The following is a 26560-nucleotide window of genomic DNA, read 5'->3' as shown; positions in this document are numbered from 1 at the left end:
TAAGACGGAGTGTTTATGCGTACCCTACACAATATTGACCTGAAAAATAACGAAAGTGGCTTCACCCTGCGCTGGCAGGACCGTCTGATTTTATCCCACACCGCGGATGCCCCTTGCCTGTGGATTGGCGCAGGCGAGGCGGATATCGAGATGTTTCGCGGCAACTTCAGCATCAAAGACAAGCTCAACGAAAAGATTGCCCTGACGGACGCGACCGTCACGCAGCAAAACGCGGGCTGGGCGATCCGCTTTACCCGCGGCGATGCGGTAAGCGCGACGCTGCTGGTGGGCGTGGATGCGGAAGGCCGTCTGGAGCTGAAGCTGAAAAATGACGCCGCCAGCCATAACCGCATCTGGCTGCGGCTGGCGGCGCAGCCAGACGATCATATTTACGGCTGCGGCGAGCAGTTCTCGTATTTCGATTTGCGCGGCAAGCCGTTCCCGCTGTGGACCAGCGAGCAGGGCGTGGGCCGCAATAAGCAAACCTACGTCACCTGGCAGGCCGACTGCAAAGAGAACGCGGGCGGCGACTACTACTGGACCTTCTTCCCGCAGCCTACCTTCGTGAGCACCCAGAAGTACTACTGCCACGTGGATAACAGCTGCTATATGAACTTTGACTTCAGCGCGCCGGACTTCCACGAGCTGGCGTTCTGGGAAGATAACGCCACGCTGCGCTTCGAATGTGCGGAAACGTACGTCGATCTACTGGAAAAACTGACCGGCCTGCTGGGGCGTCAGCCGGAGCTGCCGGACTGGGTGTACGACGGCGTGACGCTGGGCATTCAGGGCGGCACCGAGGTGTGCCAGCAGAAGCTCGACGCCATGCGCGAGGGCGGCGTGAAGGTCAACGGCATCTGGGCGCAGGACTGGTCCGGCATTCGCATGACCTCCTTCGGCAAGCGCGTGATGTGGAACTGGAAGTGGAACAGCGCGCTCTATCCGCAGCTTGATGCGCGGATTGCGAAGTGGAAAGAGGAAGGCGTGCAGTTCCTCTCCTATATCAACCCGTACGTCGCCAGCGATAAAGATCTCTGCGAAGAGGCGTCGAAGCGCGGCTATCTGACCAAAAACGCCAACGGCGAGGACTACCACGTCGAGTTCGGCGAGTTCTACGCGGGCGTTATCGACCTGACCAACCCGGCAGCCTACGACTGGTACAAAGAGGTCATTAAAAAGAACCTGATCGAACTGGGCTGCGGCGGCTGGATGGCCGATTTCGGGGAGTACCTGCCGACCGACACCTTCCTGCATAACGGCGTGAGCGCGGAGATCATGCATAACGCCTGGCCTGCCCTGTGGGCCAAATGTAACTACGAGGCGCTTCAGGAGACCGGCAAGCTCGGCGAGATCCTGTTCTTCATGCGCGCGGGCTACACCGGTAGCCAGAAGCACTCGGTAATGATGTGGGCGGGAGATCAGAACGTCGACTGGAGCCTGGACGACGGTCTGGCGTCCGTCATCCCTGCGGCGCTGTCGCTGGCGATGACCGGGCACGGCCTGCACCACAGCGACATCGGCGGCTATACGACCCTGTTCGAGATGAAGCGCAGCAAAGAGCTGCTGCTGCGCTGGTGCGACTTCAGCGCCTTTACGCCGATGATGCGTACCCATGAGGGCAACCGTCCAGGCGATAACTGGCAGTTCGACGGCGACGCGGAAACCATCGCGCACTTCGCGCGCATGACAACCGTCTTCACCACCCTGAAGCCGTACATCAAAGCCGCGGTCGCGCAGAACGCGAAAAGCGGCCTGCCGGTGATGCGTCCGCTGTTCCTGCACTACGAGGACGACGCGCGCGCCTACACGCTGAAATACCAGTACCTGTTTGGCCGCGACCTGCTGGTGGCGCCGGTTCATGAAGAGGGGCGCCGCGACTGGTCGCTCTATCTGCCGCAGGACAGCTGGGTGAATGCGTGGACCGGGGAAATCTGCCGGGGCGGTGACGTGACCGTAGATGCCCCGCTCGGCAAGCCGCCGGTCTTCTACCGCCAGCACAGCGAATGGGCAGATCTGTTTAGCACCTTACGTCATATCTGATAAGGCTCGCCCGCGGGGCCACCTGCGGGCAGACGGAGAACAATAATGAGTCAACATACTTCCGATCCGGCAACCCTACGCCTGCCGTTTAAAGAAAAACTCGCCTACGGGATGGGCGATCTCGGCTCAAACATCCTGCTGGATATCGGCACGCTTTATCTGCTGAAGTTTTACACCGACGTGCTGGGGCTGCCGGGCACCTACGGCGGAATTATCTTCCTGATTGCGAAGTTCTTTACCGCCTTCACCGATATGGGCACCGGGATCATGCTCGACTCCCGGCGCAGGATCGGCCCGAAAGGGAAATTCCGCCCGTTCGTACTGTACGCGGCGTTCCCGGTGACGCTGCTGGCGATTGCCAACTTCGTCGGCACGCCGTTTGAAATCACCGGTAAAACGGTGATGGCGACGGTGCTGTTCATGCTGTACGGCCTGTTCTTCAGCATGATGAACTGCTCCTACGGCGCGATGGTGCCCGCCATTACCAAAAACCCGGACGAGCGCGCCTCGCTGGCCGCCTGGCGTCAGGGCGGCGCTACGCTGGGCCTGCTACTCTGTACCGTGGGTTTTGTTCCGGTGATGAACCTGATTGAAGGCAATGACCAGCTTGGCTATATCTTTGCCGCCACCCTCTTCTCGCTGTTCGGACTGTTTTTTATGTGGTGGTGCTACAAGGGGGTGACCGAACGCTACGTCGAGGCGCAGCCCGCTAACCCGGCGCAAAAGCCGGGGCTGCTGCAGTCGTTTCGCGCCATCGCCGGGAACCGTCCGCTGTTTATCCTGTGCATCGCCAACCTGTGCACGCTGGGCGCCTTTAACGTCAAACTCGCCATTCAGGTCTACTACACGCAGTACGTGCTGAACGACCCGATCCTGCTGTCGTACATGGGCTTCTTCAGCATGGGCTGTATTTTTATCGGCGTCTTTATGATGCCCGGCGCGGTGCGGCGCTTCGGCAAGAAAAAGGTCTACATCAGCGGGCTGACGATTTGGGTGGCGGGCGATCTGCTCAACTACTTCTTCGGCGGCGGCTCGGTGAGCTTTGTGGCGTTCTCCTGCCTGGCCTTTTTCGGCTCCGCGTTCGTGAACAGCCTGAACTGGGCGCTGGTGTCCGATACCGTGGAGTACGGTGAGTGGCGCACCGGCGTGCGCTCCGAAGGAACGGTGTATACCGGTTTTACCTTCTTCCGGAAGGTCTCCCAGGCGCTGGCGGGCTTCTTCCCGGGGATCATGCTCACGCAGATCGGCTATGTACCCAACGTGGTGCAATCCAGTGGCACGGTTGAAGGGCTGCGGCAGCTGATATTTATCTACCCGAGCCTGCTGGCGGTCATCACCATCGTGGCGATGGGCTGCTTCTACAACCTCAACGAGAAGATGTATGTGCGCATCGTCGAAGAGATCGAACTGCGCAAACGTACGGCATAATGACGTGATAGAGCGCCCTGCGGGGCGCTTTGAGGATCGACCATGACACATAATACTGATCCGTTAACCCTGAAATTGAGCCTGCGAGAGAAGTGCGCCTACGGGATGGGCGATTTTGGCTCGAACCTGATGCTGTGTATTGGCACGCTGTATCTGCTGAAGTTTTACACCGATGAACTGGGCATGCCCGCGTTCTATGGCGGCATTATTTTCCTGGTGGCAAAGTTTTTTACCGCGTTTACCGACATGCTGACCGGGGTGCTGCTGGACTCCCGACGTAACATCGGCGCGCGGGGAAAATTCAGGCCGTTCATTCTTTACGCCTCCGTGCCGGTGGCGCTGGTGGCGACGGCGCAGTTTATGGCCAACGACTTTAGCCTGACGGTGAAAACGGCCCTCGCCACCGTGCTCTTCATGATGTTTGGCCTCTGCTATAGCCTGATGAACTGCGCCTACGGTGCGATGATCCCGGCCATCACCAAAAACCCGAACGAGCGCGCGCAGCTTGCGGCGTGGCGTCAGGGCGGCGCAACGGTAGGACTGTTGCTCTGCACCGTCGGCTTTATGCCCATTCAGGCGCTGTTCGTCCACCAGCCCTCACTCGGCTATCTGGTGGCCGCGCTGGTGTTCGTTACCGGCGGCCTGTTCTGCATGTGGTGGTGCTACAGCGGGGTGAAAGAACGCTACGTGGAGCTCACACCCGATCACCATAAGCCCGGCATTCTGAAATCATTCTGCGCGATTTTCCGCAATCCACCGCTGCTGGTGCTGTGCATCGCCAACCTGTGCACTCTCGCCGCGTTTAACATCAAGCTGGCGATTCAGGTCTATTACACCCAGTACGTGCTGAACGATCTGCATCTGCTGTCGTGGATGGGCTTTTTCAGCATGGGCTGCATTCTGATTGGCGTGTTTCTGGTGCCCGGCGCGGTAAAGCGCTTTGGCAAGAAACCGGTCTATCTGGGCGGGCTGGCGCTGTGGGCGGTGGGCGACGTGCTGAATTTCTTCTGGGGGACCAGCTCCCTGCTGTTCGTGCTGTTTTCCTGCATGGCCTTCTTCGGCACGGCGTTTGTGAACAGCCTGAACTGGGCGCTGGTGCCGGATACCGTCGATTACGGCGAGTGGAAAACCGGCATTCGCGCCGAAGGGTCGGTGTATACCGGCTATACCTTCTCGCGCAAAATCTCCGCCGCGCTCGCCGGTTTCCTGCCTGGCATTATGCTGACCCAGATTGGCTACGTTCCCCATGCCGTGCAGAGCGCGGGCACGCTGCTTGGGTTGCGTCAGCTGATTTTCCTCTGGCCGTGCGGCCTGGCGATTGTTGCTGCCGTGACCATGGGGCTGTTTTATAAACTCAACGAAGCGCGCTTCGCCTTTATTATCGAGGAGATTGGAAAACGGAAGAAACAAACCGCGAATACCCCTGAGATAACCACCAACAATAAAGCGTCAGCAGTCACTTTATAACAATAAATCCGGCCACTATGTCCTTCCTGTTTATCAGGAGGGAGGCCTTTCTGTACCTGATACATGGACAAATTATGAAAAGAATCATCACTGTACTGATCGTGTCGTCTGTGTCCTGCCCGGTATTTGCCGGAGCCTATGTCGAAACGCGTGAAGCCTACAATACGGCCTCAGAGATGCACGAGGTAATCCTGCGTGCGGGCTATAACTTCGATATGGGCTCGGGACTGATGTTCACCAACGCCTATAACGTGGGTAAATGGGATGAACTTAAGCACAGCTATAACGAAATCGAGGGGTGGTATCCGCTCTTTAAGCCGACCGATAAACTCACCTTCCAGCCCGGCGGGTTGATTAACGACAGCAGCGCAGGTTCGGGTGGCGCGGTTTATTTGGATACCAATTATAAATTTACGGACTGGTTCAACCTGACGTTCCGCTATCGCTATAACCATAACAATTACGATACGCCGGACTATAACGGGCAGATGGATAAGAACGACACGCACGAATTTGCCAACTACTGGAATTTCAAAGTAACGGATGCATTTTTCTACACCTTTGAACCGCACTTTTTCCAGCGGGTGAATGATTATCACAGCAAAAATGGCAAAGACCATCACTGGGAAATTACCAATAAATTCAGTTACAGGATCGACAGAAACTGGCTGCCGTACCTCGAACTGCAGTGGCTGGACCGATGGAATGATTACAACCGGGAGCAGTACCGGATCCGTTTAGGGCTACGGTATTCGTTCTAATAAAAAAAGCCGCTGATCGCTCAGCGGCTTTTTCGTTGCCGGGTGGCGCATGCGCATACCCGGCCTACGGCATAACCGAATTACTCTTCTTTCGCACCGCGCATAGCACGTTTACGATCGTTCTCGGTCAGGTGACGTTTACGGATACGGATAGACAGCGGAGTCACTTCTACCAGTTCGTCGTCATCGATGAATTCCAGAGCCTGCTCCAGGGTCATCTTGATCGGTGGAACCAGAACCGTTGCTTCGTCAGTACCGGACGCACGCATGTTGGTCAGTTTCTTACCGGTCAGGCAGTTTACGGTCAGGTCGTTAGAACGGCTGTGAATACCGATGATCTGGCCTTCGTAAACTTCAGCACCGTGACCCAGGAACAGCTTACCGCGATCCTGCAGACCGAACAGCGCAAACGCAACCGCTTTACCCTGACCGTTGGAGATCAGTACGCCGTTGTTACGCTGGCCCACTTCGCCCGGACGCACGTCGTCGTAGTGGCTGAAGGTGGAGTACAGCAGACCGGTACCAGAGGTCATGGTCATGAACTCCGAACGGAAGCCGATCAGGCCACGGCTTGGGATCACGTAGTCGAGACGTACGCGGCCTTTGCCGTCTGGATTCATGTTTTTCAGGTCGCCTTTACGCTCGCCCAGCGCCTGCATCACAGAACCCTGGTGCTGCTCTTCAACGTCCAGCGTCACGTTTTCGAACGGCTCTTGTTTACGGCCGTCGATTTCGCGGAAGATAACTTTCGGACGGGAAACCGCCATCTCGAAACCTTCACGACGCATGTTTTCGATCAGAACAGACAGGTGCAGCTCACCACGACCCGAAACGCGGAAGGCATCAGCGTCTTCGGTTTCTTCAACGCGCAGCGCAACGTTGTGCACCAGCTCTTTGTTCAGGCGGTCAAGGATCTGACGAGAGGTAACGAACTTACCTTCTTTACCACAGAACGGAGAGGTGTTGACGTTGAAGAACATGGTAACGGTTGGTTCATCAACAGACAGGGCTGGCAGCGCTTCCACATTCTGCGGGTCGCAGATGGTGTCAGAGATGTTCAGCTCGCCCAGACCGGTGATAGCGATGATGTCGCCCGCTTCAGCCAGATCGCTGTCGATACGCTCCAGACCCAGGTGAGTCAGCACTTTGCCAACTTTACCGTTGCGGGTTTTGCCTTCGCTATCGATGATAGTAACCTGCTGGTTTGGCTTCACTTTACCGCGTTTGATACGACCGATACCGATGACGCCAACGTAGTTGTTGTAGTCCAGCTGGGAGATCTGCATCTGCAGTGGACCATCCAGATCAACATCCGGTGCCGGTACGTGATCGACAATCGCCTGATACAGCGGGGTCATGTCTTCCGCCATATCTTCGTGGTCCAGACCCGCGATACCATTCAGCGCCGAAGCGTAAATGATAGGGAAGTCCAGCTGTTCGTCGGTCGCGTCGAGGTTAACGAACAGGTCGAATACCTGATCAACAACCCAGTCAGGACGTGCGCCAGGACGGTCAACCTTGTTGATAACAACAATTGGTTTCAGGCCATGGGCAAATGCTTTTTTGGTCACGAAGCGCGTTTGCGGCATTGGGCCGTCAAATGCGTCAACCACCAGCAGCACGGAATCCACCATGGACATCACGCGCTCAACTTCACCACCGAAGTCGGCGTGCCCTGGGGTATCAACGATGTTGATACGGTAGTCATTCCATTTAATAGCGGTGTTTTTCGCGAGGATAGTAATCCCACGCTCTTTCTCCAAATCGTTGGAGTCCATCACACGCTCTTGAGTTTCGGCACGTGCATCAAACGTACCGGATTGCTGCAGCAGCTTATCAACCAGGGTAGTTTTACCATGGTCAACGTGCGCGATGATGGCGATGTTACGCAAATTTTCGATCACAACTTTGCCTCAGGCATTAGAAATAGCGCGTTATTGTACACGGATTAATCGCACTACAAAACAGGATCACAAACATCCTCCGCAAACAAGTATCGCAGAGATGCTTTGTGATCGCTTTCACGGAGCGAAAAAGGGCACTTTAACGAAAATTGCACCAATATGGTGCTCGGTGTTCACACTGAAGCACTATACTGGTGCAACATTACCATTGTGGTGCAGCCCTTTTGCACTATGGTGCGCATGATAACGCCTTTTTGGGGTGTTTTAAAAGTTGGCACAGATTTCGCTTTATAAAAATTACATGGCAACAGCCAGTACAAACAGAAACTGAAGACCTCGTTACCACGACGACAATGACCAATCTGGAGAGTTAAGTATGTCCGCTGAACACGTTTTGACGATGCTGAACGAACATGAAGTGAAGTTTGTTGATCTCCGCTTCACCGACACCAAAGGTAAAGAACAGCACGTCACAATCCCTGCTCATCAGGTGAACGCCGAATTCTTTGAAGAAGGCAAAATGTTTGACGGCTCCTCCATTGGTGGCTGGAAAGGCATTAACGAATCCGACATGGTTCTGATGCCAGATGCAACCACTGCGGTCATTGATCCGTTCTTCGAAGAACCTACCCTGATCATCCGTTGCGACATCCTCGAGCCAGGCACGCTGCAGGGCTACGACCGCGACCCACGTTCTATCGCGAAACGCGCTGAAGAGTACCTGCGTTCTACCGGCATCGCGGACACCGTTCTGTTCGGGCCAGAGCCAGAGTTCTTCCTGTTTGATGACATCCGTTTTGGTGCCTCTATCTCTGGCTCCCACGTGGCTATCGACGACATCGAAGGCGCATGGAACTCCTCCACCAAATACGAAGGTGGTAACAAAGGTCACCGTCCAGGCGTGAAAGGCGGTTACTTCCCGGTTCCTCCGGTCGACTCTGCACAGGACATTCGTTCTACCATGTGTCTGGTGATGGAAGAGATGGGCCTGGTTGTTGAAGCTCACCACCACGAAGTGGCGACTGCGGGTCAGAACGAAGTGGCTACCCGCTTCAACACCATGACCAAAAAAGCGGACGAAATTCAGATCTACAAATACGTTGTGCACAACGTTGCGCACCGTTTCGGTAAAACTGCGACTTTCATGCCAAAACCAATGTTTGGCGACAACGGTTCCGGTATGCACTGCCACATGTCTCTGTCCAAGAACGGTACCAACCTGTTCTCTGGTGACAAATATGCCGGTCTGTCCGAGCAGGCGCTGTACTACATTGGCGGCGTAATCAAACACGCTAAAGCGATCAACGCCCTGGCGAACCCAACCACCAACTCCTACAAGCGTCTGGTCCCGGGCTACGAAGCGCCAGTGATGCTGGCCTACTCTGCGCGTAACCGTTCTGCTTCTATCCGTATCCCGGTGGTGGCGTCTCCTAAAGCCCGTCGTATCGAAGTTCGCTTCCCGGATCCAGCGGCTAACCCATACCTGTGCTTCGCAGCACTGCTGATGGCCGGTCTGGACGGTATCAAGAACAAGATCCACCCAGGCGAAGCGATGGACAAAAACCTGTACGACCTGCCGCCAGAAGAAGCGAAAGAGATCCCACAGGTTGCTGGCTCTCTGGAAGAAGCCCTGCAGGCGCTGGACGCAGACCGCGAGTTCCTGACCGCAGGTGGCGTATTCACTGACGACGCTATCGATGCTTACATCGCCCTGCGTACTGAAGAGAACGACCGCGTGCGTATGACGCCGCATCCGGTTGAGTTCGAACTGTACTACAGCGTTTAATTAAGTTGTTTTACCCGGCGTGACAAGCGCCGGGAGTAGTTGCCGTGGAAACTTTTAGCCCATCTCCGGATGGGCTTTTTTCTCCACCAACAACCTGATCTCACGCGCTTTTGACGCCGAAAACGCTATACTGCACTAAATTAGTGCAAACGACTCCAGGAGACTGCTGAATGGCAACTGGCACGCTGCCCGATGCTGGGCAGATCCTCAATTCTTTGATTAACAGCATTTTGCTGGTGGATGACGAGCTGGCCGTTCATTACGCCAACCCGGCGGCACAGCAGCTGCTCGCCCAAAGCGCACGCAAACTGTTCGGCACCCCGCTTCCGGAACTTCTGAGCTATTTTTCGCTGAATATTGGCCTGATGCAGGAAAGTTTACAGGCGGGCCAGGGTTTCACCGATAACGAAGTGACGCTGGTGATCGACGGGCGCTCGCACATTCTGTCGCTGACCGCGCAACGTCTTCCCGAAGGCTTGATCCTGCTGGAAATGGCGCCGATGGATAATCAGCGTCGCCTGAGCCAGGAGCAGCTTCAGCATGCGCAGCAAATTGCCGCCCGAGACCTGGTGCGCGGCCTGGCGCATGAAATCAAAAACCCGCTGGGCGGATTACGCGGCGCGGCGCAGCTTCTGACCAAGGCGCTGCCCGACCCTGCGCTGGCGGAGTATACCAACGTCATCATCGAGCAGGCGGACCGCCTGCGGAATCTGGTTGACCGTCTTCTCGGGCCACAGCAGCCGGGAATGCACGTCACAGAAAGCATCCATAAAGTGGCCGAGCGGGTGGTGAAGCTCGTCTCGATGGAGCTGCCGGAGAACGTCACGCTGGTGCGTGATTACGACCCAAGCCTGCCGGAACTGGCCCATGACCCGGATCAGATTGAGCAGGTCCTGTTGAATATAGTGCGCAATGCCCTGCAGGCGCTGGGACCGGAAGGGGGCGAGATTATTTTGCGCACCCGAACCGCCTTCCAGCTCACGTTACACGGCGTGCGCTATCGGCTTGCGGCCCGTATCGACGTCGAGGATAACGGCCCCGGTATTCCATCGCATCTTCAGGACACTCTGTTCTACCCGATGGTCAGCGGCCGCGAAGGCGGAACCGGCCTGGGCTTATCCATTGCCCGCAGTTTGATCGACCAACACTCTGGAAAAATTGAATTTACCAGTTGGCCGGGACATACCGAGTTTTCGGTTTTCCTGCCGATTAAAAAATAAAGGTGACGTTTATGCAACGAGGGATAGTCTGGGTAGTCGATGACGATAGCTCCATCCGTTGGGTGCTTGAACGCGCGCTCACAGGGGCTGGATTAAGCTGCACGACGTTTGAGAGCGGCAGCGAAGTGCTCGACGCACTCACCACTAAAACGCCCGATGTTCTGCTGTCGGATATCCGTATGCCGGGCATGGACGGGCTGGCGCTGTTAAAGCAGATCAAACAACGCCACCCTATGCTTCCGGTCATCATAATGACGGCTCATTCCGATCTGGATGCCGCGGTGAGCGCTTACCAGCAAGGGGCATTCGATTATCTGCCCAAACCGTTTGATATCGACGAAGCGGTGGCGCTGGTTGAGCGCGCGATTAGCCATTATCAGGAGCAGCAACAGCCGCGCCACGCGCCCGATTTTGGGCCAACCACCGACATCATCGGCGAAGCGCCGGCGATGCAGGACGTGTTTCGCATTATTGGCCGTCTGTCCCGCTCCTCCATCAGCGTCTTGATCAACGGCGAATCGGGGACCGGTAAAGAGCTTGTGGCCCATGCCCTGCATCGCCACAGCCCGCGGGCAAAAGCGCCGTTTATCGCCCTGAATATGGCGGCGATCCCAAAGGACTTGATTGAATCCGAGCTTTTCGGGCACGAAAAAGGGGCGTTTACCGGCGCAAATACCATTCGCCAGGGGCGCTTCGAACAGGCTGACGGCGGCACGCTGTTCCTGGATGAGATCGGCGATATGCCGCTGGACGTACAGACCCGTCTGCTGCGCGTGCTGGCCGACGGGCAGTTTTACCGCGTGGGCGGTTATGCGCCGGTGAAGGTGGACGTGCGTATTATCGCCGCGACCCACCAGAACCTGGAGCAGCGCGTGCAGGAAGGCAAATTCCGTGAGGATTTATTCCATCGCCTGAATGTCATTCGCGTTCATCTGCCGCCGCTGCGTGGACGCCGGGAAGATATTCCCCGCCTGGCGCGTCATTTCCTGCAGGTGGCTGCCCGCGAGCTGGGTGTGGAAGCTAAGCAGCTTCATCCCGAAACCGATGCCGCTCTGACGCGTCTGGCGTGGCCGGGCAACGTGCGTCAGCTGGAAAACACCTGCCGCTGGTTAACCGTGATGGCTGCCGGTCAGGAAGTGCTGATTCAGGATTTACCGGCCGAGCTGTTTGAGGCGACCGCGCCGGAAAGCAGTAGCGGACACGCGCTGCCGGACAGCTGGGCGACGCTGCTGGCGCAGTGGGCCGACCGCGCGCTGCGTTCCGGTCATCAAAACCTGCTGTCTGAGGCTCAGCCTGAGATGGAGCGTACGCTGTTGACCACCGCGCTTCGTCATACCCAGGGTCATAAGCAGGAAGCCGCTCGCCTGTTAGGATGGGGACGCAATACCCTGACGCGCAAGCTGAAAGAGCTGGGAATGGAGTAATATCCGCGCTTGTGTAAAGGTTATTAATTGAGCGCAAATTGCCGTTATTTTGCGCTTTACTGTTCCGATGAGTTTTGTATGATCGTGCCCGGAAATTGGGGGTGAACATCATGCTGGAAACATTCGTGAATATGCTCTCTAGCGGAGCCGCTGAAAGCCACACGCCACAAACCGCCGTTGCGGCGGTGCTGTGTGCGGCGCTGGTTGGGCTGTTTAGCTAGCGAGTTGGCGATGAAAAGCCGGGTGGCGCTTCGCTTACCCGGCATTACCGTTTAAATCACCCGCGAGAACTGCTGCATACGCGCTTTCTGACGCAGATATGCGTCGAAGCACATGCAGATATTGCGGATCAACAGACGCCCTTTCGGCGTGACCTCAATCGCGCCCTCCGACACATCCACCAGCCCGTCTTTCGCCAGCGGCGCCAGAAGCTTCAGATCTTCCGCGAAATAATCGCTGAAGTTCAGCGCCCACTGCGCTTCCACGTCCCTGAAATCGAGACGGAAGTTGCAGATAAGCGCCTTAATCACATCGCGACGGATGCAGTCGTCACGGGTTAATGCGATGCCGCGCCACAGCGCGTTGCCGGTCTCATCCACCTGCTGGTAATACAGCTTTAGCTCTTTCTGGTTCTGCGCGTAGCAGTCGCCGATCATGCTGATGGCGGAGACGCCCATGCCGAGCAGATCGGTATCGCCCTGGGTCGTGTAGCCCTGGAAGTTGCGGTGCAGTACCCCTTCGCGCTGAGCAACGGCCAGCTCGTCATCAGGACGGGCAAAGTGATCCATGCCGATAAACTGATAGCCGGTTTCGGTCAGCGAGGTGATGGTTTCCTGCAGGATATCCAGCTTCTGCTGGGCAGAAGGCAGATCGGCATCTTTGATTTTGCGCTGGGCGGCAAAGAGCGTCGGCAGATGCGCGTAGTTAAAGACGCTCAGGCGGTCCGGACTGAGTTCAGCCACGCGCTTCAGCGTAAAGGCGAAGCTTTCCGGCGTCTGCTTTGGCAGACCGTAAATCAGGTCGATGTTGGTCGAGGTAAAACCGATGTCACGCGCATGGTTGAGTAAGGCAAAAATAAAGTCTTCGTCCTGCTCGCGGTTCACCAGACGCTGAACCTCTTTATTGAAGTCCTGCACGCCCATGCTCAGGCGGTTGAAGCCTTCTGCGCGTAAGTGATCCAGCACATCCAGCTCAATTTCGCGCGGATCGACTTCGATCGAGATTTCAGCATCGTCGTTAAAACCGAAATTGCCGCGCAGCAGGGTCATCAGGCGGCTTATCTGCGCTTTGTTCAGATAGGTTGGCGTACCGCCGCCCCAGTGAAGCTGGCTGACGTGACGGCCTTTAAACAGCGGCGCGCGATGCACAATTTCCTGTTCGAGCGCGTCAAGATACTGGTCGGCTTTATGCTGCTGGCGGGTCACGATTTTATTGCAGCCGCAGAAGTAGCAAAGCTTGTGGCAGAACGGAATATGGACATAGAGCGACAGCGGACGCTCAGGATAGCGCGCGACAGCCTGCTGAAAATCCTCCTCGCCGAAGGCATCGGAGAACTCCAGCGCGGTGGGGTATGACGTATAACGCGGCCCGGAATAGTTATATTTCTGGATTAGGGCCAAATCCCAGTCGATAGTTGGTGCTGACATGCTCACTCCTTCCGTTGGTGTCGCGTTCGTATACGGCGGCCCGTTCTGACCCCATTGCGGGCCATCATTCGGGTGCGCAGCCACTTCTGTCGCCGCGACAACCGCCGTAGTTTAACGAATAACCACACCAGATAACATATAACCGGAAGGGTTATAAGCAGGACTATCGAGCCTGCCGGGTGCAAATGTTAGTTTCCACCCTTCAGAAGACGCATCATATCTTCCTGCTTTTCGTCTTCTTCTTCGTCGTCTTCGTCATCGTAAGACAGACCCAGCTTCTGCATCAGCTCGTCGATGCGATCCAGTTTGGCATCCACCCATGACTGCTCTTCGGCGGTCAGGGTTTCACCCTCTTCAAGACGTTCCAGCAGCGCGTCCAGGCGCTCATCGTTCTCCAGCAAATCCAGCTCAGCCTGCGGTGAAAGCATAGGTTTCTCGCTCTTTGGTTTGTGCTGCTTAGTGACCGGGGTGTCTGTCACGCCCAGTGGAATGGGAGTTTTACTGCCGATACGAGGATCTTTCTGCTGCTTGCTTTTTGCAGAAGCGCCCGCTGCACCACCACCGTTGGCACGGCTACCCGCAGCATGACCGCGATGTTTTTTGTCGCGTTTGCGGTCGCGCGCTTCCTGGTTCAGTTCTTCGCGCGTTTTGCGGCGTGCTTTTGCAGGGCGTTTCGCGCCCGCAGCGGAGGTTGGTTTTTTCATGATGTTTTATCTTTAAGTCGTTTTCTTCAGTATAGAATTGCGGCGAAATCTAGCAGAAAGCAAGCAAAGAAAAAAGGCGACAGAGCAATCTGTCGCCTTTTTTCCTGACTCACAACCCTTAACGGGTCAGACATTCCATGTTTGCCAACAACAAACCCTGTTTATCCCTTGGCTAATACCGTCCGTGATACGGTTCCATTTCCTGTTAAAACGCCTCCAGGCGCTGGTCGTCCTGACAATCCTGCGTCTTCGCCTCCTGGCGCTCCTGACCCTTATCCTTAAGTCATCATCCTGTTGGCTTCCTCGCCTTGCCGCATACTTTACCGTGTTCGCTTAAACTAACAAGCAACGAAACGGTACAAAAACGGATTTTCAGATAATTACCTGGAAATAAGATGATGATTTAAAACAGTTTGCCTTTTTCTTGCTCCTGCGATTTCTCTGAAATCTCCCATAGTACGTATAGCCAATCTCTCACAGCGGCCAGGGCTTAAGCCTACAGGCTGAGTGCAATGAAAAAAGTCTTTTGCCCGCATTCAGGTATAATCCCCCTCAGATTACGATTTTTGGAGACGACCACGTGACTACCTGGAACTACCAACAGACGCATTTTGTCACCAGTGCGCCCGATATTCGCCACCTCCCCTCTGATACCGGTATTGAAGTGGCCTTTGCTGGCCGCTCTAATGCGGGGAAATCCAGCGCCCTGAATACGCTGACCAATCAGAAGAACCTGGCGCGTACCTCAAAAACACCTGGCCGTACCCAGCTGATCAACCTGTTTGAAGTCGCAGAGGGCAAACGCCTGGTCGACTTACCGGGGTACGGTTATGCGCAGGTACCCGAAGAGATGAAAATCAAATGGCAGCGTGCGCTGGGTGAATACCTCGAAAAACGCATGTGCCTGAAAGGTCTGGTGGTATTGATGGATATTCGCCACCCGCTGAAAGATCTCGATCAGCAGATGATCGACTGGGCGGTGGCAAGCGATATCGCCGTGCTGGTGCTGCTGACGAAAGCCGATAAGCTGGCAAGCGGCGCGCGTAAAGCGCAGGTGAATATGGTTCGCGAAGCGGTGCTGGCGTTCAACGGCGATGTGCAGGTTGAGCCGTTCTCCTCGCTGAAAAAGCAGGGCGTGGACAAGCTGCGTCAGAAGCTCGACACCTGGTTTAGCGAGCTGGAACCCGCGACGGAAGCGGAAGAAGAGTAATACCGAGCGCGGCAATGGCCGCGCTTTTTTTTGCCTGAACATTTCTTTGCCGCAATAAAAAACGCCCCAGTCATTACTGACTGGGGCGGCTAAAATATTCAGCCAAATCCGATTACGTGAAGTAAAAGGTCTGAAAGATAGAACATCTTACCTCTGTACCCTACGCCGATAACTCTACCCCTTTTTGTGTTGCAGAAAAAGCACTTTTTGTAGTTTTTTTTCATTCTTTACATAGGGAATTCTAATGATCGTCACAAAACTCGCGTTGCCATGTTGCAAACTTACATAAAAAGCGCGTTATGCGAAGAACCCTTAGTGAGCCTGATCCCAGTTTTCACCACTTCCCACTTCCACCAGCAACGGCACGTCCAGCTTCATGCTGCTTTCCATCAGTTCGTGGATCTTCTTCGACACGGCGTCGAGGTCGTCCTTGTGCACTTCAAATACCAGTTCATCGTGTACCTGCATGATCATTTTCACACGCGGTTTCTCTTTCTCGAGCCAGGCATCCACGGCGATCATTGCACGCTTAATAATGTCCGCCGCGGTCCCCTGCATCGGGGCGTTGATCGCGGCACGCTCTGCGCCCGCGCGGCGCGCCGCGTTGCTGGATTTGATGTCCGGGAGGTAGAGACGGCGGCCGTCCAGCGTTTCAACGTAGCCTTTCTCTTTCGCCTGCGCGCGGGTACGTTCCATATATTCCAGCACGCCCGGGTAGCGCTCGAAGTAGAGATCCATATACTTCTGCGACTCTTTACGTGGAATATTGAGCTGGCGTGAAAGGCCGAACGCGCTCATGCCGTAGATCAGACCGAAGTTGATCGCTTTAGCGCTGCGGCGCTGTTCGTTGGTCACGCTGTCCAGCGGCAAGCCGAAGACTTCCGCCGCGGTTGCCCGGTGGATATCCTTCCCTTCGGCAAACGCGGTCAGCAGGCCTTTGTCGCGGGACAGATGCGCCATAATGCGCAGCTCAATTTGCGAGTAGTCAGCAGAGACAATCAGATAATCCTCTGGTGCGATGAAAGCCTGGCGAATACGGCGGCCCTCTTCGTTACGTACCGGGATGTTCTGCAGGTTGGGATCGGTTGACGAGAGACGACCGGTCGCCGCGACAGCCTGATGATATGAGGTGTGCACGCGGCCCGTTTTCGGGTTGATCATCAGCGGAAGCTTATCAGTGTAGGTAGACTTCAGCTTCGCGAGACCACGGTACTGCAGAATCACTTTTGGCAGCGGGTAGTCCAGCGCCAGCTCTTCCAGCACCTCTTCAGAGGTTGAAGGCGCACCGCCAGGGGTTTTCTTCAGCGGCTTGATGCCCTGCTTTTCAAACAAAATGGTTTGCAGCTGCTTCGGTGAAGAGAGGTTAAACGGCTCGCCTGCAAGCTCATGCGCTTTTTGCTCCAGCTCGGTCAGGCGCTGCGCCAGCTCCCCGGAGTGGTTATGCAGCACCGTTGGATCGATTTTCACGCCGTTGCGTTCAATGCGGGACAGCACGGGTACCAGCGGCATCTCAATATGCTGGAACACATTCAGCGGACCTTCGTGCTTTTGCAGTTTTGGCCACATCTTCAGGTGGAGCTGCAGCGTAACGTCAGCGTCTTCCGCCGCGTAGCGTCCTGCCTCTTCAAGAGCAATCTGGTTAAAGGTGAGCTGATTTTTCCCTTTGCCGGCAATCTCTTCGAAGGTGATGGTTTTATGCTTGAGCCAGCGGTCAGATAAGGAATCCATATCATGGCGGCCCGCGACGCTGTCCAGAATGTAAGATTCAAGCATGGTGTCGAAGGCGATCCCGCGCAGTTCAATGCCGTAGTTTTGCAGAATGCCGCGGTCGTACTTGAGGTTTTGCCCAACCTTGAGCGCCTTTTCATCTTCCAGAATCGGCTTCAGCAGTTCAAGCACGCGTTCACGGGAGATCTGTTCCGGCGCGTCCAGGTAATCGTGCGCCACGGGAACATAGGCCGCATGACCTGGCTCTGTCGCAAATGACAGGCCTACCATATTGGCAGAGATGTTATCGAGACTGTCCGTTTCGGTGTCAAAGGCAAAGACCGGCGCCTTTTTCAGTTTCTCGATCCAGGCAATGAGCTGTGACTCTTCAAGAAGAGTTTCATAATTGTCGAAGGAAAGCGCCACGGCTTCTTCTTCCGCCTGCTCTTCTGCATCAACGACAATCGTCTCCTTCGGCTTTGTGGAAGGTTTTGCCCCTTTTGCCTGCAGCCATTTACCGGCTTCCACGTCAGTGGTCCAGCGCTTAAATTCGTATTTCTTAAACAGGCTTAGAAGCTCGTCCGCAGAAGGCTGCTGCACTTCCAGCTGTTCACAGCCCAGTTCGAGCTCGACATCGGTTTTGATTGTGGCCAGCTTATAAGAGAGATAAGCCACCTCTTTGTTCTCTTCCAGCTTCCCAGCCATGGTTTTGGCACCACGGAAGGAGAGACCGGCGATTTTGTCTGATTCCGCGTAGAGCGTATCCAGCCCGCCCAGCCCCTGAAGCAGCGCCTGCGCGGTTTTCTCACCGACGCCAGGGACACCAGGAATGTTATCCGAGGAGTCGCCCATCAACGCGAGGAAATCGATAATCAACTCTGGCGGCACGCCATATTTTGCAACCACCTCTTCCGGCCCAAGAATGGTGTTGGTCATAGTGTTAATCAGGGTAATCCCTGGCGTCACCAGCTGCGCCATATCTTTATCACCGGTGCTAATCAGTACCGGACGACCCATCTTTTCGGCTTCACGCGCCAGCGTACCGATGACGTCATCCGCTTCAACCCCAGAAACGGCCAGCAGCGGCAGACCCATCGCTTTCACCATCGCATGCAGCGGCTCTATCTGCGCACGCAGATCGTCAGGCATTGGCGGACGGTGGGATTTGTAATGTTCAAACAACTCGTCGCGGAACGTTTTGCCTTTCGCATCAAACACGACGGCCGCATGGGTTGGCTGATACTGAAGGAGCAGGCTGCGCAGCATATTCAGCACGCCATACATTGCGCCGGTAGGTTCCCCTGCGCTGTTGGTCAGAGGAGGAAACGCATGGTACGCCCGATACAGGTAAGAAGAGCCATCGACGAGAATAAGAGGGTTTTCTGGGATCTGAACCATAATGTCCGTGCCTTTAATCAATTTATGCGTAAAGGATGCCACAGAAGGATGAAAACATCAGTTATTCAGGCCCGATACAGGAAAAGATTTTGCGATCGTGAGGATCGCTCGTAAAAATCAAACTGTGGATAAGTTTGTGAGTATTTTCACTTCATATGAATAACAGACGTAAAAAATACATATAAGGCAATATTTAGATCTTAATTATCAGATTGTTATGTTATGAGATCGCCTCTATATGGCCAACTGATGGCAATTTAGTCTATGTGGATATAAGCCTTGATTTACGCAGAACGACAGCGAAATCTTCTGCGCCGGGGTAAAAGCCGCCAAATCACCCTGTGAAAGCGCCATTCATTTGTCTGTTTTCTGGTAAAATCAGCGCCCAGCGTCGACTAGCCGGTCGCTCACTTACAGCTAACTACCTGAAAAAGCTCATCATGTCGAGATTTCTCGCTGCAATAACATTACTGCTAAGCATCATTTTAACTATCCTGGTGACGATCGCCTGTTCCGTACCGATCATTCTCGCCGGGATCATTAAACTGCTGCTGCCTGTATCCGTGGTGTGGCGAGCCGTGTCCGCATTTTGTAATTTCATGATGTATTGCTGGTGCGAAGGACTGGCGATCCTGTTGCGCCTTAACTCGCACCTGAAGTGGGATGTCAAAGGGCTGGAGAACCTTAACAAAAAGAACTGGTACCTGCTGATCTGCAATCACCACAGCTGGGCGGACATCGTGGTGTTATGCGTGCTTTTTCGCAAACACATCCCGATGAACAAATATTTCCTGAAACAACAGCTCGCCTGGGTGCCTTTTATCGGGCTGGCCTGCTGGGCGCTCGATATGCCGTTTATGAAACGCTATTCGCGCAGCTATTTGATTCGTCATCCGGAACGTCGCGGTAAGGATGTGGAGACCACGCGCCGCTCCTGTGAAAAGTTTCGTGCGCATCCAACGACCATCGTGAACTTTGTTGAAGGCTCCCGGTTTACGGAAGAGAAGCGCCAGCAAACTCGCTCTCCGTATCAGCATCTGTTGCCGCCAAAGGCAGCGGGGATTGCGATGGCGCTTAACGTGCTGGGAGCACAGTTCGATAAACTTCTTAACGTCACGCTCTGCTATCCGGAAAACGATAAGACGCCGTTCTTCGATATGCTCAGCGGCAAACTGACGCGTATTGTCGTGCACGTCGACCTGGTTCCGATTGACGCTGAACTGCACGGTGATTACGTAAACGATAAGAACTTCAAACGTCGTTTCCAGCAGTGGCTTAATACGCTCTGGAAAGAGAAAGACGAACAGATAGACAAGATAAAATCTTCATACAAAAACGCCGGTCAGTGACCGGCGTTTTTACATCAACGAAATTACTTCTTCTCAACCAGGTATTTCACGGTATCTGCATACTGCTGAACGAAAATATCCATGCTGCTGGTGTCCATGCCCTGCATGTTCAGCTGATATTTGCCGTTAACAAACATCGCCGGAACGCCCTGAAGCTGGAGGTCAGCAGCCGCTTTTTCCTGCTGGGCAACCAGTGATTTCACCACGAAGCTGTTCCATGCGGCATCGTACTCTTCACCTTTCACGCCGGCATCAACGAACACTTTACGGATATCCGCAGTGGTCTGAACGGTCTGGGTTTTCTGTACGGCTTCAAACATTGGCGAAGTGATCTTATCTTCTACGCCCAGTGCCATCGCCACCGCCCATGCCTGAGTCAGGTCTTTACCCAATGGGCCCAGGAACTCGACGTGGTACTTGGTCATTTTTGTGCCTTCCGGCAGCTTTTTCTTCACGTTGTCAGAGACATGCAGCACCTGCTCGAACTGGTAACAGTGTGGGCAATAGAACGAGAAGAACTCCAGAACCTGTGGCTCGCCAGCGACCGGCTTCTCCAGCGTGATGTACTGTTTGCCGTCGGTAAACTGTGCAGCAGAAGCGCTAAATGCCAGAATCATACCTGCCAGCGCCAGCCAAATTTTTTTCATGATTAACTCTCTCCTGGGTGTGTCCATTAATACATCGGCGTTAATTGCAGAGGGGGCTCCTGAAGAACCTTAACCTGCTCAGTAAATGTAGATATCTGGCTACGCCAGTAATCCTCTTCGGTAAGCCACGGGAAATTGCGAGGAAATGCCGGATCGTCCCAACGCCTGATTAACCATGCGAGATAATAAACAAAACGCATCGCACGTAAAGGCTCAATCAGGGCAATTTCGTCTGAATTAAACGGGCTAAATTCTTCATAAGCTTCAATAATGGTTTCAAGCTGCATGCGTTGCTCGGCTTTGTCGCCATTCAGCAGCATCCACAGGTCCTGAACCGCTGGCCCCATACGCGCATCATCGAGATCGACAAACAGCGGGCCGTCACGCCAGAGAATATTCCCGGCGTGACAATCGCCATGCAGGCGCAGGACGGAAATATCATCGCGCCAGCAGGTTTTCACTGCAGCAATAAGCTTATCGGTGGCGTTGAGGAAATCATCCTTTAGCGCTGCGGGGATCATTGCAGACGTTTCGAATAATGTGCGCGGTTCAAGAAGGTATTCCTGAATCCCCATAGTCGGGCGGGCAATAAAGGCTTTTTTGCGTCCCGTCTGGTGTATACGCCCAAGATAGCGGGCAACCCACTCCATCTGATCGATATTATCCGCTTCAAACTGACGGCCACCCAGACTTGGGAATACTGCGTAGTAATACCCTTCGTGCGTAAGGAGCGTTTGGTTATTGAATTTTAGCGGTGCGGCAACGGGGACATCGTCATCCAGCAGATCGTGAGCGAACTGATGCTCTTCCTGAATTTGTTCAGCGGACCAGCGTTCAGGACGATAGAATTTTACGACATAGCGCTGACGATCCTCGTCCTGAAATTGATAGACGCGGTTTTCGTAGCTGTTTAACGGTGTTAGCCCGGAATCCACCCGAATACCCTGTTCAAACAGGGCATCCATAATGGTGTCCGGGTGTAATGTCTGGAAAGTAAAAGCCTGGTCGTTCATCCGATCATCCGGAAATTATACGAATGATTCAGGATATCATCTTGTGGCGATTTCGGTGCCGCCGCTTACAAGCTTTTACTCTTTAATTACGCCTCGGGCGCGCAGCAATGCGGTCTTAAAATCTTCCTCATAATCTTTCTGAATACCAGGAATAACAGCATCTTTGGCGGAGTCGCGCATTTTAAGGTGGTAGATCAGGATGTCGTCAGAAAGGTTTGCCAGATCGCCGTCAAAACCTGACTCTTTTGCCAGTTTCTGTAAAAATTGCATCAGATTGAGCTCTGGCTCTTTTTGCCAGGCGGGCTGGAGGAGTTCAATAACTTCATTCAGACGTTTACATTTCATGGTGGTGCTCCTTTCATTTAGAGTGACACGTTAGCAGGGTCAATCCCACAATAAAAGAGGCGATATTCGTGAATGTTAGCCAGGAAATCATCGGGGTCGTTCTGGCAGGCGGCAGAGCAACACGAATGGGCGGTAAAGATAAGGGGCTTCAGCTTCTTAATGGAAAACCCTTGTGGCAGCATGTCGCCGATACGCTCGCCGGCCAGGTGACGGCAATGGCCATCAGCGCGAACAGACATATCGACACTTACCGGCAAAGCGGGTACGCCGTTTATCAGGATAGCCTTGAGAATTACCCGGGCCCGCTTGCCGGTATGCTTTCAGTCATGCAACAGTCGCACGGAGAGTGGTTCATCTTCTGCCCCTGCGATACCCCGTTTATTCCGTCCTGTCTTGTCGAGCGTCTGTTCCTGCTTCGTGGTACGGCTCCTGTGGTTTGGGTGCATGACGGCGAGCGTGACCATCCTGCTATCGCGTTGATGCATCGATCGCTAGCGCCTGCTCTGCAGGCCTACCTGGCCGCGGGAGAGCGCAGAGTGATGGTCTTTATGCGTGAGTCTGGAGGCCATTCCGTTGATTTTAGCGATGTGAAATCAGCGTTTGTGAACGTAAATACGAGTGAAGATTTGCAGATGATGCAGGAGAAAAGATGATACCTGTTGTAGCCATTTCCGCCTGGAGTGGGACCGGGAAAACCACGCTGTTGAAAAAGCTCATTCCTGCGCTTTGTGCCAGAGGGCTTCGCCCTGGTTTGATTAAGCATAGTCATCACAACATGGACATTGATACGCCCGGAAAAGACAGCTATGAGCTGCGTAAGGCCGGAGCAGCACAAACGATGGTAGCAAGTCCTCAGCGCTGGGCGTTAATGACAGAAACGCCGGATGAGGCGCCGCTGAATCTCGCTTATCTCGTTAGCCGGATGGATCACTCCACGCTGGATCTGGTGCTGGTTGAGGGATTTAAGCATGAGGCCGTGCCTAAGATCCTACTTTTCAGAAGCGATGCCGGGCATGATTTGAGCGAGTTAACGCTGGATGAGCATGTGATTGCGGTGGCCAGCGATGTGGCAGTGGAACTTGAGGTTCCGGTGCTGGATTTAAATGATGTGGACGGGATTGCGCAGTTTATTGTGGCGTGGAGTGCGGTCTGACTTGCCGGGTGGCGGCTTTGCCTTACCCGGCCTACCGTTTTTTGGCGCAGAAACGCAAAAAGGCCATCCTTCCGGATGGCCTCTTCACTTGTTTGATGCCTGGCAGTTCCCTACTCTCACATGGGGAGACCCCACACTACCATCGGCGCTACGGCGTTTCACTTCTGAGTTCGGCATGGGGTCAGGTGGGACCACCGCGCTAAAGCCGCCAGGCAAATTCTGTTAATCTGTATCAGGCTGAAAATCTGTCTCTTCGCCAAAACATCTTCGGCGTTGTAAGGTTAAGCCTCACGGTTCATTAGTATCGGTTAGCTCAACGCATCGCTGCGCTTACACACCCGACCTATCAACGTCGTCGTCTTCAACGTTCCTTCAGGAGACTTAAAGTCTCAGGGAGAACTCATCTCGGGGCAAGTTTCGTGCTTAGATGCTTTCAGCACTTATCTTTTCCGCATTTAGCTACCGGGCAGTGCCATTGGCATGACAACCCGAACACCAGTGATGCGTCCACTCCGGTCCTCTCGTACTAGGAGCAGCCCCCCTCAATTCTCCAGCGCCCACGGCAGATAGGGACCGAACTGTCTCACGACGTTCTAAACCCAGCTCGCGTACCACTTTAAATGGCGAACAGCCATACCCTTGGGACCTACTTCAGCCCCAGGATGTGATGAGCCGACATCGAGGTGCCAAACACCGCCGTCGATATGAACTCTTGGGCGGTATCAGCCTGTTATCCCCGGAGTACCTTTTATCCGTTGAGCGATGGCCCTTCCATTCAGAACCACCGGATCACTATGACCTGCTTTCGCACCTGCTCGAGCCGTCACTCTCGCAGTCAAGCTAGCTTATGCCATTGCACTAACCTCCTGATGTCCGACCAGGATTAGCTAACCTTCGTGCTCCTCCGTTACTCTTTGGGAGGAGACCGCCCCAGTCAAACTACCCACCAGACACTGTCCGCAACCCGGATCACGGGTCTACGTTAGAACACCAGCCATTAAAGGGTGGTATTTCAAGGACGGCTCCATGCAGACTGGCGTCCACACTTCAAAGCCTCCCACCTATCCTACACATCAAGGACCAGTGTTCAGTGTCAAGCTATAGTAAAGGTTCACGGGGTCTTTCCGTCTTGCCGCGGGTACACTGCATCTTCACAGCGAGTTCAATTTCACTGAGTCTCGGGTGGAGACAGCCTGGCCATCATTACGCCATTCGTGCAGGTCGGAACTTACCCGACAAGGAATTTCGCTACCTTAGGACCGTTATAGTTACGGCCGCCGTTTACCGGGGCTTCGATCAAGAGCTTCGCGTTGCCGCTAACCCCATCAATTAACCTTCCGGCACCGGGCAGGCGTCACACCGTATACGTCCACTTTCGTGTTTGCACAGTGCTGTGTTTTTAATAAACAGTTGCAGCCAGCTGGTATCTTCGACTGATTTCAGCTCCACCCGCAGGGGCTTCACCTACATATCAGCGTGCCTTCTCCCGAAGTTACGGCACCATTTTGCCTAGTTCCTTCACCCGAGTTCTCTCAAGCGCCTTGGTATTCTCTACCTGACCACCTGTGTCGGTTTGGGGTACGATTTGATGTTACCTGATGCTTAGAGGCTTTTCCTGGAAGCAGGGCATTTGTTACTTCAGCACCGTAGTGCCTCGTCATCACACCTCAGCGTTAATAAACGACCGGATTTACCTAATCGTTCCGCCTACATGCTTAAACCGGGACAACCGTCGCCCGGCTAACATAGCCTTCTCCGTCCCCCCTTCGCAGTAACACCAAGTACAGGAATATTAACCTGTTTCCCATCGACTACGCCTTTCGGCCTCGCCTTAGGGGTCGACTCACCCTGCCCCGATTAACGTTGGACAGGAACCCTTGGTCTTCCGGCGAGCGGGCTTTTCACCCGCTTTATCGTTACTTATGTCAGCATTCGCACTTCTGATACCTCCAGCAACCCTCACAGGCCACCTTCAACGGCTTACAGAACGCTCCCCTACCCAACAACACATAGTGTCGCTGCCGCAGCTTCGGTGCATGGTTTAGCCCCGTTACATCTTCCGCGCAGGCCGACTCGACCAGTGAGCTATTACGCTTTCTTTAAATGATGGCTGCTTCTAAGCCAACATCCTGGCTGTCTGTGCCTTCCCACATCGTTTCCCACTTAACCATGACTTTGGGACCTTAGCTGGCGGTCTGGGTTGTTTCCCTCTTCACGACGGACGTTAGCACCCGCCGTGTGTCTCCCGTGATAACATTCTTCGGTATTCGTAGTTTGCATCGGGTTGGTAAGCCGGGATGGCCCCCTAGCCGAAACAGTGCTCTACCCCCGAAGATGAGTTCACGAGGCGCTACCTAAATAGCTTTCGGGGAGAACCAGCTATCTCCCGGTTTGATTGGCCTTTCACCCCCAGCCACAAGTCATCCGCTAATTTTTCAACATTAGTCGGTTCGGTCCTCCAGTTAGTGTTACCCAACCTTCAACCTGCCCATGGCTAGATCACCGGGTTTCGGGTCTATACCCTGCAACTTAACGCCCAGTTAAGACTCGGTTTCCCTTCGGCTCCCCTATACGGTTAACCTTGCTACAGAATATAAGTCGCTGACCCATTATACAAAAGGTACGCAGTCACACCACGAAGGTGCTCCCACTGCTTGTACGTACACGGTTTCAGGTTCTATTTTCACTCCCCTCGCCGGGGTTCTTTTCGCCTTTCCCTCACGGTACTGGTTCACTATCGGTCAGTCAGGAGTATTTAGCCTTGGAGGATGGTCCCCCCATATTCAGACAGGATACCACGTGTCCCGCCCTACTCTTCGAGTTCACAACCTGTGTGCTTTCGTGTACGGGACTGTCACCCTGTACCGTGCGACTTTCCAGACGCTTCCACTAACACACAAGCTGATTCAGACTCTGGGGCTGCTCCCCGTTCGCTCGCCGCTACTGGGGGAATCTCGGTTGATTTCTTTTCCTCGGGGTACTTAGATGTTTCAGTTCCCCCGGTTCGCCTCGTTAACCTATGTATTCAGTTAACGATAGTGTGACGAATCACACTGGGTTTCCCCATTCGGACATCGCCGGGTCAAAGGTTCATATCACCTCGCCGGCGCTTTTCGCAGATTAGCACGTCCTTCATCGCCTCTGACTGCCAGGGCATCCACCGTGTACGCTTAGTCGCTTAACCTCACAACCGAAGATGTTTCACTTCTGATTGCGAAAATTTGAGAGACTCGAACACACCATTTAAGATGTGTCGTTTCAATTTTCAGCTTGATCCAGATTTTTAAAGAGCAAATATCTCAAACGTGACTCGCAAGTCAGTTTTGAGATATGACGGCAGGTGACTTTCACTCACGAA

At 54.3% G+C, this 26560-nt stretch carries 19 protein-coding genes and 2 rRNA genes; 12 read left to right on the top strand and 9 right to left on the bottom strand.

The window, feature by feature from the left end; all coding sequences use genetic code 11:
• Positions 1 to 15 precede the first annotated feature (15 nt).
• From PI91_RS05585 to ompL, 4 genes are all read left to right on the top strand, one after another.
• Positions 16 to 2040: an alpha-glucosidase gene (locus PI91_RS05585; RefSeq protein WP_039265619.1), complete on the top strand. Its 2025-nt coding sequence runs from the start codon at positions 16 to 18 to the stop codon at positions 2038 to 2040.
• A 45-nt stretch (positions 2041 to 2085) separates the two neighbouring features.
• Positions 2086 to 3468: an MFS transporter gene (locus tag PI91_RS05580; RefSeq protein WP_039265617.1), complete on the top strand. Its 1383-nt coding sequence runs from the start codon at positions 2086 to 2088 to the stop codon at positions 3466 to 3468.
• Between the two features lie 42 nt (positions 3469 to 3510).
• On the top strand, positions 3511 to 4935 hold the full coding sequence (locus PI91_RS05575; RefSeq protein WP_039265616.1) for an MFS transporter: 1425 nt from the start codon (positions 3511 to 3513) through the stop codon (positions 4933 to 4935).
• Between the two features lie 74 nt (positions 4936 to 5009).
• Entirely contained in the window at positions 5010 to 5696 is a 687-nt protein-coding gene (gene ompL / locus PI91_RS05570; protein WP_039265615.1) for a porin OmpL, read from the top strand.
• 80 nt (positions 5697 to 5776) lie between these two features.
• On the opposite strand, the gene typA is transcribed toward ompL, so the two are convergent.
• Positions 5777 to 7600 carry a ribosome-dependent GTPase TypA gene (typA, locus tag PI91_RS05565; RefSeq protein ID WP_008501854.1) on the bottom strand — a complete coding sequence of 608 codons (1824 nt, stop codon included), beginning with the start codon at positions 7598 to 7600 and terminating at the stop codon, positions 5777 to 5779.
• A gap of 376 nt (positions 7601 to 7976) precedes the next feature.
• Here typA and glnA point away from each other — a divergent pair, with 376 nt between their 5' ends.
• The 4 genes from glnA to PI91_RS25585 all read left to right on the top strand — a co-directional run bounded on the left by glnA (position 7977) and on the right by PI91_RS25585 (position 12251).
• Positions 7977 to 9386 carry a glutamate--ammonia ligase gene (glnA, locus tag PI91_RS05560; protein WP_008501856.1) on the top strand — a complete coding sequence of 470 codons (1410 nt, stop codon included), beginning with the start codon at positions 7977 to 7979 and terminating at the stop codon, positions 9384 to 9386.
• A gap of 170 nt (positions 9387 to 9556) precedes the next feature.
• On the top strand, positions 9557 to 10606 hold the full coding sequence (glnL, locus tag PI91_RS05555; RefSeq protein WP_008501857.1) for a nitrogen regulation protein NR(II): 1050 nt from the start codon (positions 9557 to 9559) through the stop codon (positions 10604 to 10606).
• Positions 10607 to 10617: 11 nt separating this feature from the next.
• Positions 10618 to 12030, top strand: coding sequence for a nitrogen regulation protein NR(I) (gene glnG, locus PI91_RS05550; protein ID WP_039265614.1), 1413 nt, complete (start codon positions 10618 to 10620; stop codon positions 12028 to 12030).
• A 110-nt stretch (positions 12031 to 12140) separates the two neighbouring features.
• Positions 12141 to 12251 (top strand): YshB family small membrane protein, encoded by a 111-nt coding sequence (locus PI91_RS25585; RefSeq protein WP_032622955.1) that lies wholly within the window; start codon positions 12141 to 12143, stop codon positions 12249 to 12251.
• 51 nt (positions 12252 to 12302) lie between these two features.
• Here the strand turns inward: PI91_RS25585 and hemN are convergent, their stop codons facing one another.
• Both hemN and yihI read right to left on the bottom strand, forming a co-directional pair.
• Positions 12303 to 13676, bottom strand: a complete 1374-nt coding sequence (gene hemN, locus PI91_RS05540; RefSeq protein WP_039265613.1) for an oxygen-independent coproporphyrinogen III oxidase — start codon at positions 13674 to 13676, stop codon at positions 12303 to 12305.
• A 188-nt stretch (positions 13677 to 13864) separates the two neighbouring features.
• Complete coding sequence (gene yihI / locus PI91_RS05535; RefSeq protein WP_008501860.1) at positions 13865 to 14380, bottom strand: Der GTPase-activating protein YihI; 516 nt, start codon at positions 14378 to 14380, stop codon at positions 13865 to 13867.
• A 580-nt stretch (positions 14381 to 14960) separates the two neighbouring features.
• Here yihI and yihA point away from each other — a divergent pair.
• Positions 14961 to 15590 (top strand): ribosome biogenesis GTP-binding protein YihA/YsxC, encoded by a 630-nt coding sequence (gene yihA / locus PI91_RS05530; protein ID WP_008501861.1) that lies wholly within the window; start codon positions 14961 to 14963, stop codon positions 15588 to 15590.
• Between the two features lie 312 nt (positions 15591 to 15902).
• Here the strand turns inward: yihA and polA are convergent, their stop codons facing one another.
• Positions 15903 to 18695, bottom strand: coding sequence for a DNA polymerase I (gene polA / locus PI91_RS05525; protein WP_039265612.1), 2793 nt, complete (start codon positions 18693 to 18695; stop codon positions 15903 to 15905).
• Between the two features lie 440 nt (positions 18696 to 19135).
• Here polA and PI91_RS05520 point away from each other — a divergent pair, with 440 nt between their 5' ends.
• Positions 19136 to 20044 carry an acyltransferase gene (locus PI91_RS05520; RefSeq protein ID WP_039265610.1) on the top strand — a complete coding sequence of 303 codons (909 nt, stop codon included), beginning with the start codon at positions 19136 to 19138 and terminating at the stop codon, positions 20042 to 20044.
• Positions 20045 to 20067: 23 nt separating this feature from the next.
• Here PI91_RS05520 and dsbA read toward each other — a convergent pair whose 3' ends face one another.
• From dsbA to PI91_RS05505, 3 genes are all read right to left on the bottom strand, one after another.
• The gene (gene dsbA, locus PI91_RS05515) at positions 20068 to 20691 is read right to left on the bottom strand and encodes a thiol:disulfide interchange protein DsbA (RefSeq protein ID WP_008501864.1); all 624 of its coding nucleotides are present in this window, start codon (positions 20689 to 20691) and stop codon (positions 20068 to 20070) included.
• A 26-nt stretch (positions 20692 to 20717) separates the two neighbouring features.
• Entirely contained in the window at positions 20718 to 21704 is a 987-nt protein-coding gene (locus PI91_RS05510; protein WP_039265609.1) for a serine/threonine protein kinase, read from the bottom strand.
• Between the two features lie 75 nt (positions 21705 to 21779).
• Positions 21780 to 22049, bottom strand: a complete 270-nt coding sequence (locus tag PI91_RS05505; protein WP_039265608.1) for a YihD family protein — start codon at positions 22047 to 22049, stop codon at positions 21780 to 21782.
• 68 nt (positions 22050 to 22117) lie between these two features.
• Here PI91_RS05505 and mobA point away from each other — a divergent pair, with 68 nt between their 5' ends.
• A complete protein-coding gene (mobA, locus tag PI91_RS05500; RefSeq protein WP_023293674.1) occupies positions 22118 to 22702 on the top strand; it encodes a molybdenum cofactor guanylyltransferase MobA in 585 nt (194 codons plus the stop codon).
• The gene (gene mobB, locus PI91_RS05495) at positions 22699 to 23202 is read left to right on the top strand and encodes a molybdopterin-guanine dinucleotide biosynthesis protein MobB (protein ID WP_032654253.1); all 504 of its coding nucleotides are present in this window, start codon (positions 22699 to 22701) and stop codon (positions 23200 to 23202) included. Before mobA ends, mobB begins: the two co-directional genes overlap by 4 nt.
• Before the next feature lie 97 nt (positions 23203 to 23299).
• Here mobB and rrf read toward each other — a convergent pair.
• Both rrf and PI91_RS05485 read right to left on the bottom strand, forming a co-directional pair.
• A 5S ribosomal RNA gene (gene rrf, locus PI91_RS05490) occupies positions 23300 to 23415 on the bottom strand.
• 64 nt (positions 23416 to 23479) lie between these two features.
• Positions 23480 to 26386: ribosomal RNA gene (locus PI91_RS05485) — 23S ribosomal RNA — on the bottom strand.
• Positions 26387 to 26560: the final 174 nt, after the last annotated feature.

It is taken from the genome of Enterobacter sp. FB, from assembly GCF_000805795.1.
Classification (GTDB): Bacteria; Pseudomonadota; Gammaproteobacteria; order Enterobacterales; family Enterobacteriaceae; genus Enterobacter; species Enterobacter roggenkampii.
This window is presented reverse-complemented; position numbering and strand designations above follow the sequence as displayed.

Coding starts and splice junctions, on each gene's coding strand:
- PI91_RS05520 (WP_039265610.1), top strand. CDS start 19,136: ATGTCGAGATTTCTCGCTGCAATAACATTACTGCTAAGCATCATTTTA.
- PI91_RS05585 (WP_039265619.1), top strand. CDS start 16: ATGCGTACCCTACACAATATTGACCTGAAAAATAACGAAAGTGGCTTC.
- hemN (WP_039265613.1), bottom strand. CDS start 13,676: ATGTCAGCACCAACTATCGACTGGGATTTGGCCCTAATCCAGAAATAT.
- PI91_RS05505 (WP_039265608.1), bottom strand. CDS start 22,049: ATGAAATGTAAACGTCTGAATGAAGTTATTGAACTCCTCCAGCCCGCC.
- PI91_RS05510 (WP_039265609.1), bottom strand. CDS start 21,704: ATGAACGACCAGGCTTTTACTTTCCAGACATTACACCCGGACACCATT.
- glnL (WP_008501857.1), top strand. CDS start 9,557: ATGGCAACTGGCACGCTGCCCGATGCTGGGCAGATCCTCAATTCTTTG.
- glnA (WP_008501856.1), top strand. CDS start 7,977: ATGTCCGCTGAACACGTTTTGACGATGCTGAACGAACATGAAGTGAAG.
- PI91_RS25585 (WP_032622955.1), top strand. CDS start 12,141: ATGCTGGAAACATTCGTGAATATGCTCTCTAGCGGAGCCGCTGAAAGC.
- glnG (WP_039265614.1), top strand. CDS start 10,618: ATGCAACGAGGGATAGTCTGGGTAGTCGATGACGATAGCTCCATCCGT.
- PI91_RS05575 (WP_039265616.1), top strand. CDS start 3,511: ATGACACATAATACTGATCCGTTAACCCTGAAATTGAGCCTGCGAGAG.
- yihI (WP_008501860.1), bottom strand. CDS start 14,380: ATGAAAAAACCAACCTCCGCTGCGGGCGCGAAACGCCCTGCAAAAGCA.
- dsbA (WP_008501864.1), bottom strand. CDS start 20,691: ATGAAAAAAATTTGGCTGGCGCTGGCAGGTATGATTCTGGCATTTAGC.
- polA (WP_039265612.1), bottom strand. CDS start 18,695: ATGGTTCAGATCCCAGAAAACCCTCTTATTCTCGTCGATGGCTCTTCT.
- ompL (WP_039265615.1), top strand. CDS start 5,010: ATGAAAAGAATCATCACTGTACTGATCGTGTCGTCTGTGTCCTGCCCG.
- PI91_RS05580 (WP_039265617.1), top strand. CDS start 2,086: ATGAGTCAACATACTTCCGATCCGGCAACCCTACGCCTGCCGTTTAAA.
- mobB (WP_032654253.1), top strand. CDS start 22,699: ATGATACCTGTTGTAGCCATTTCCGCCTGGAGTGGGACCGGGAAAACC.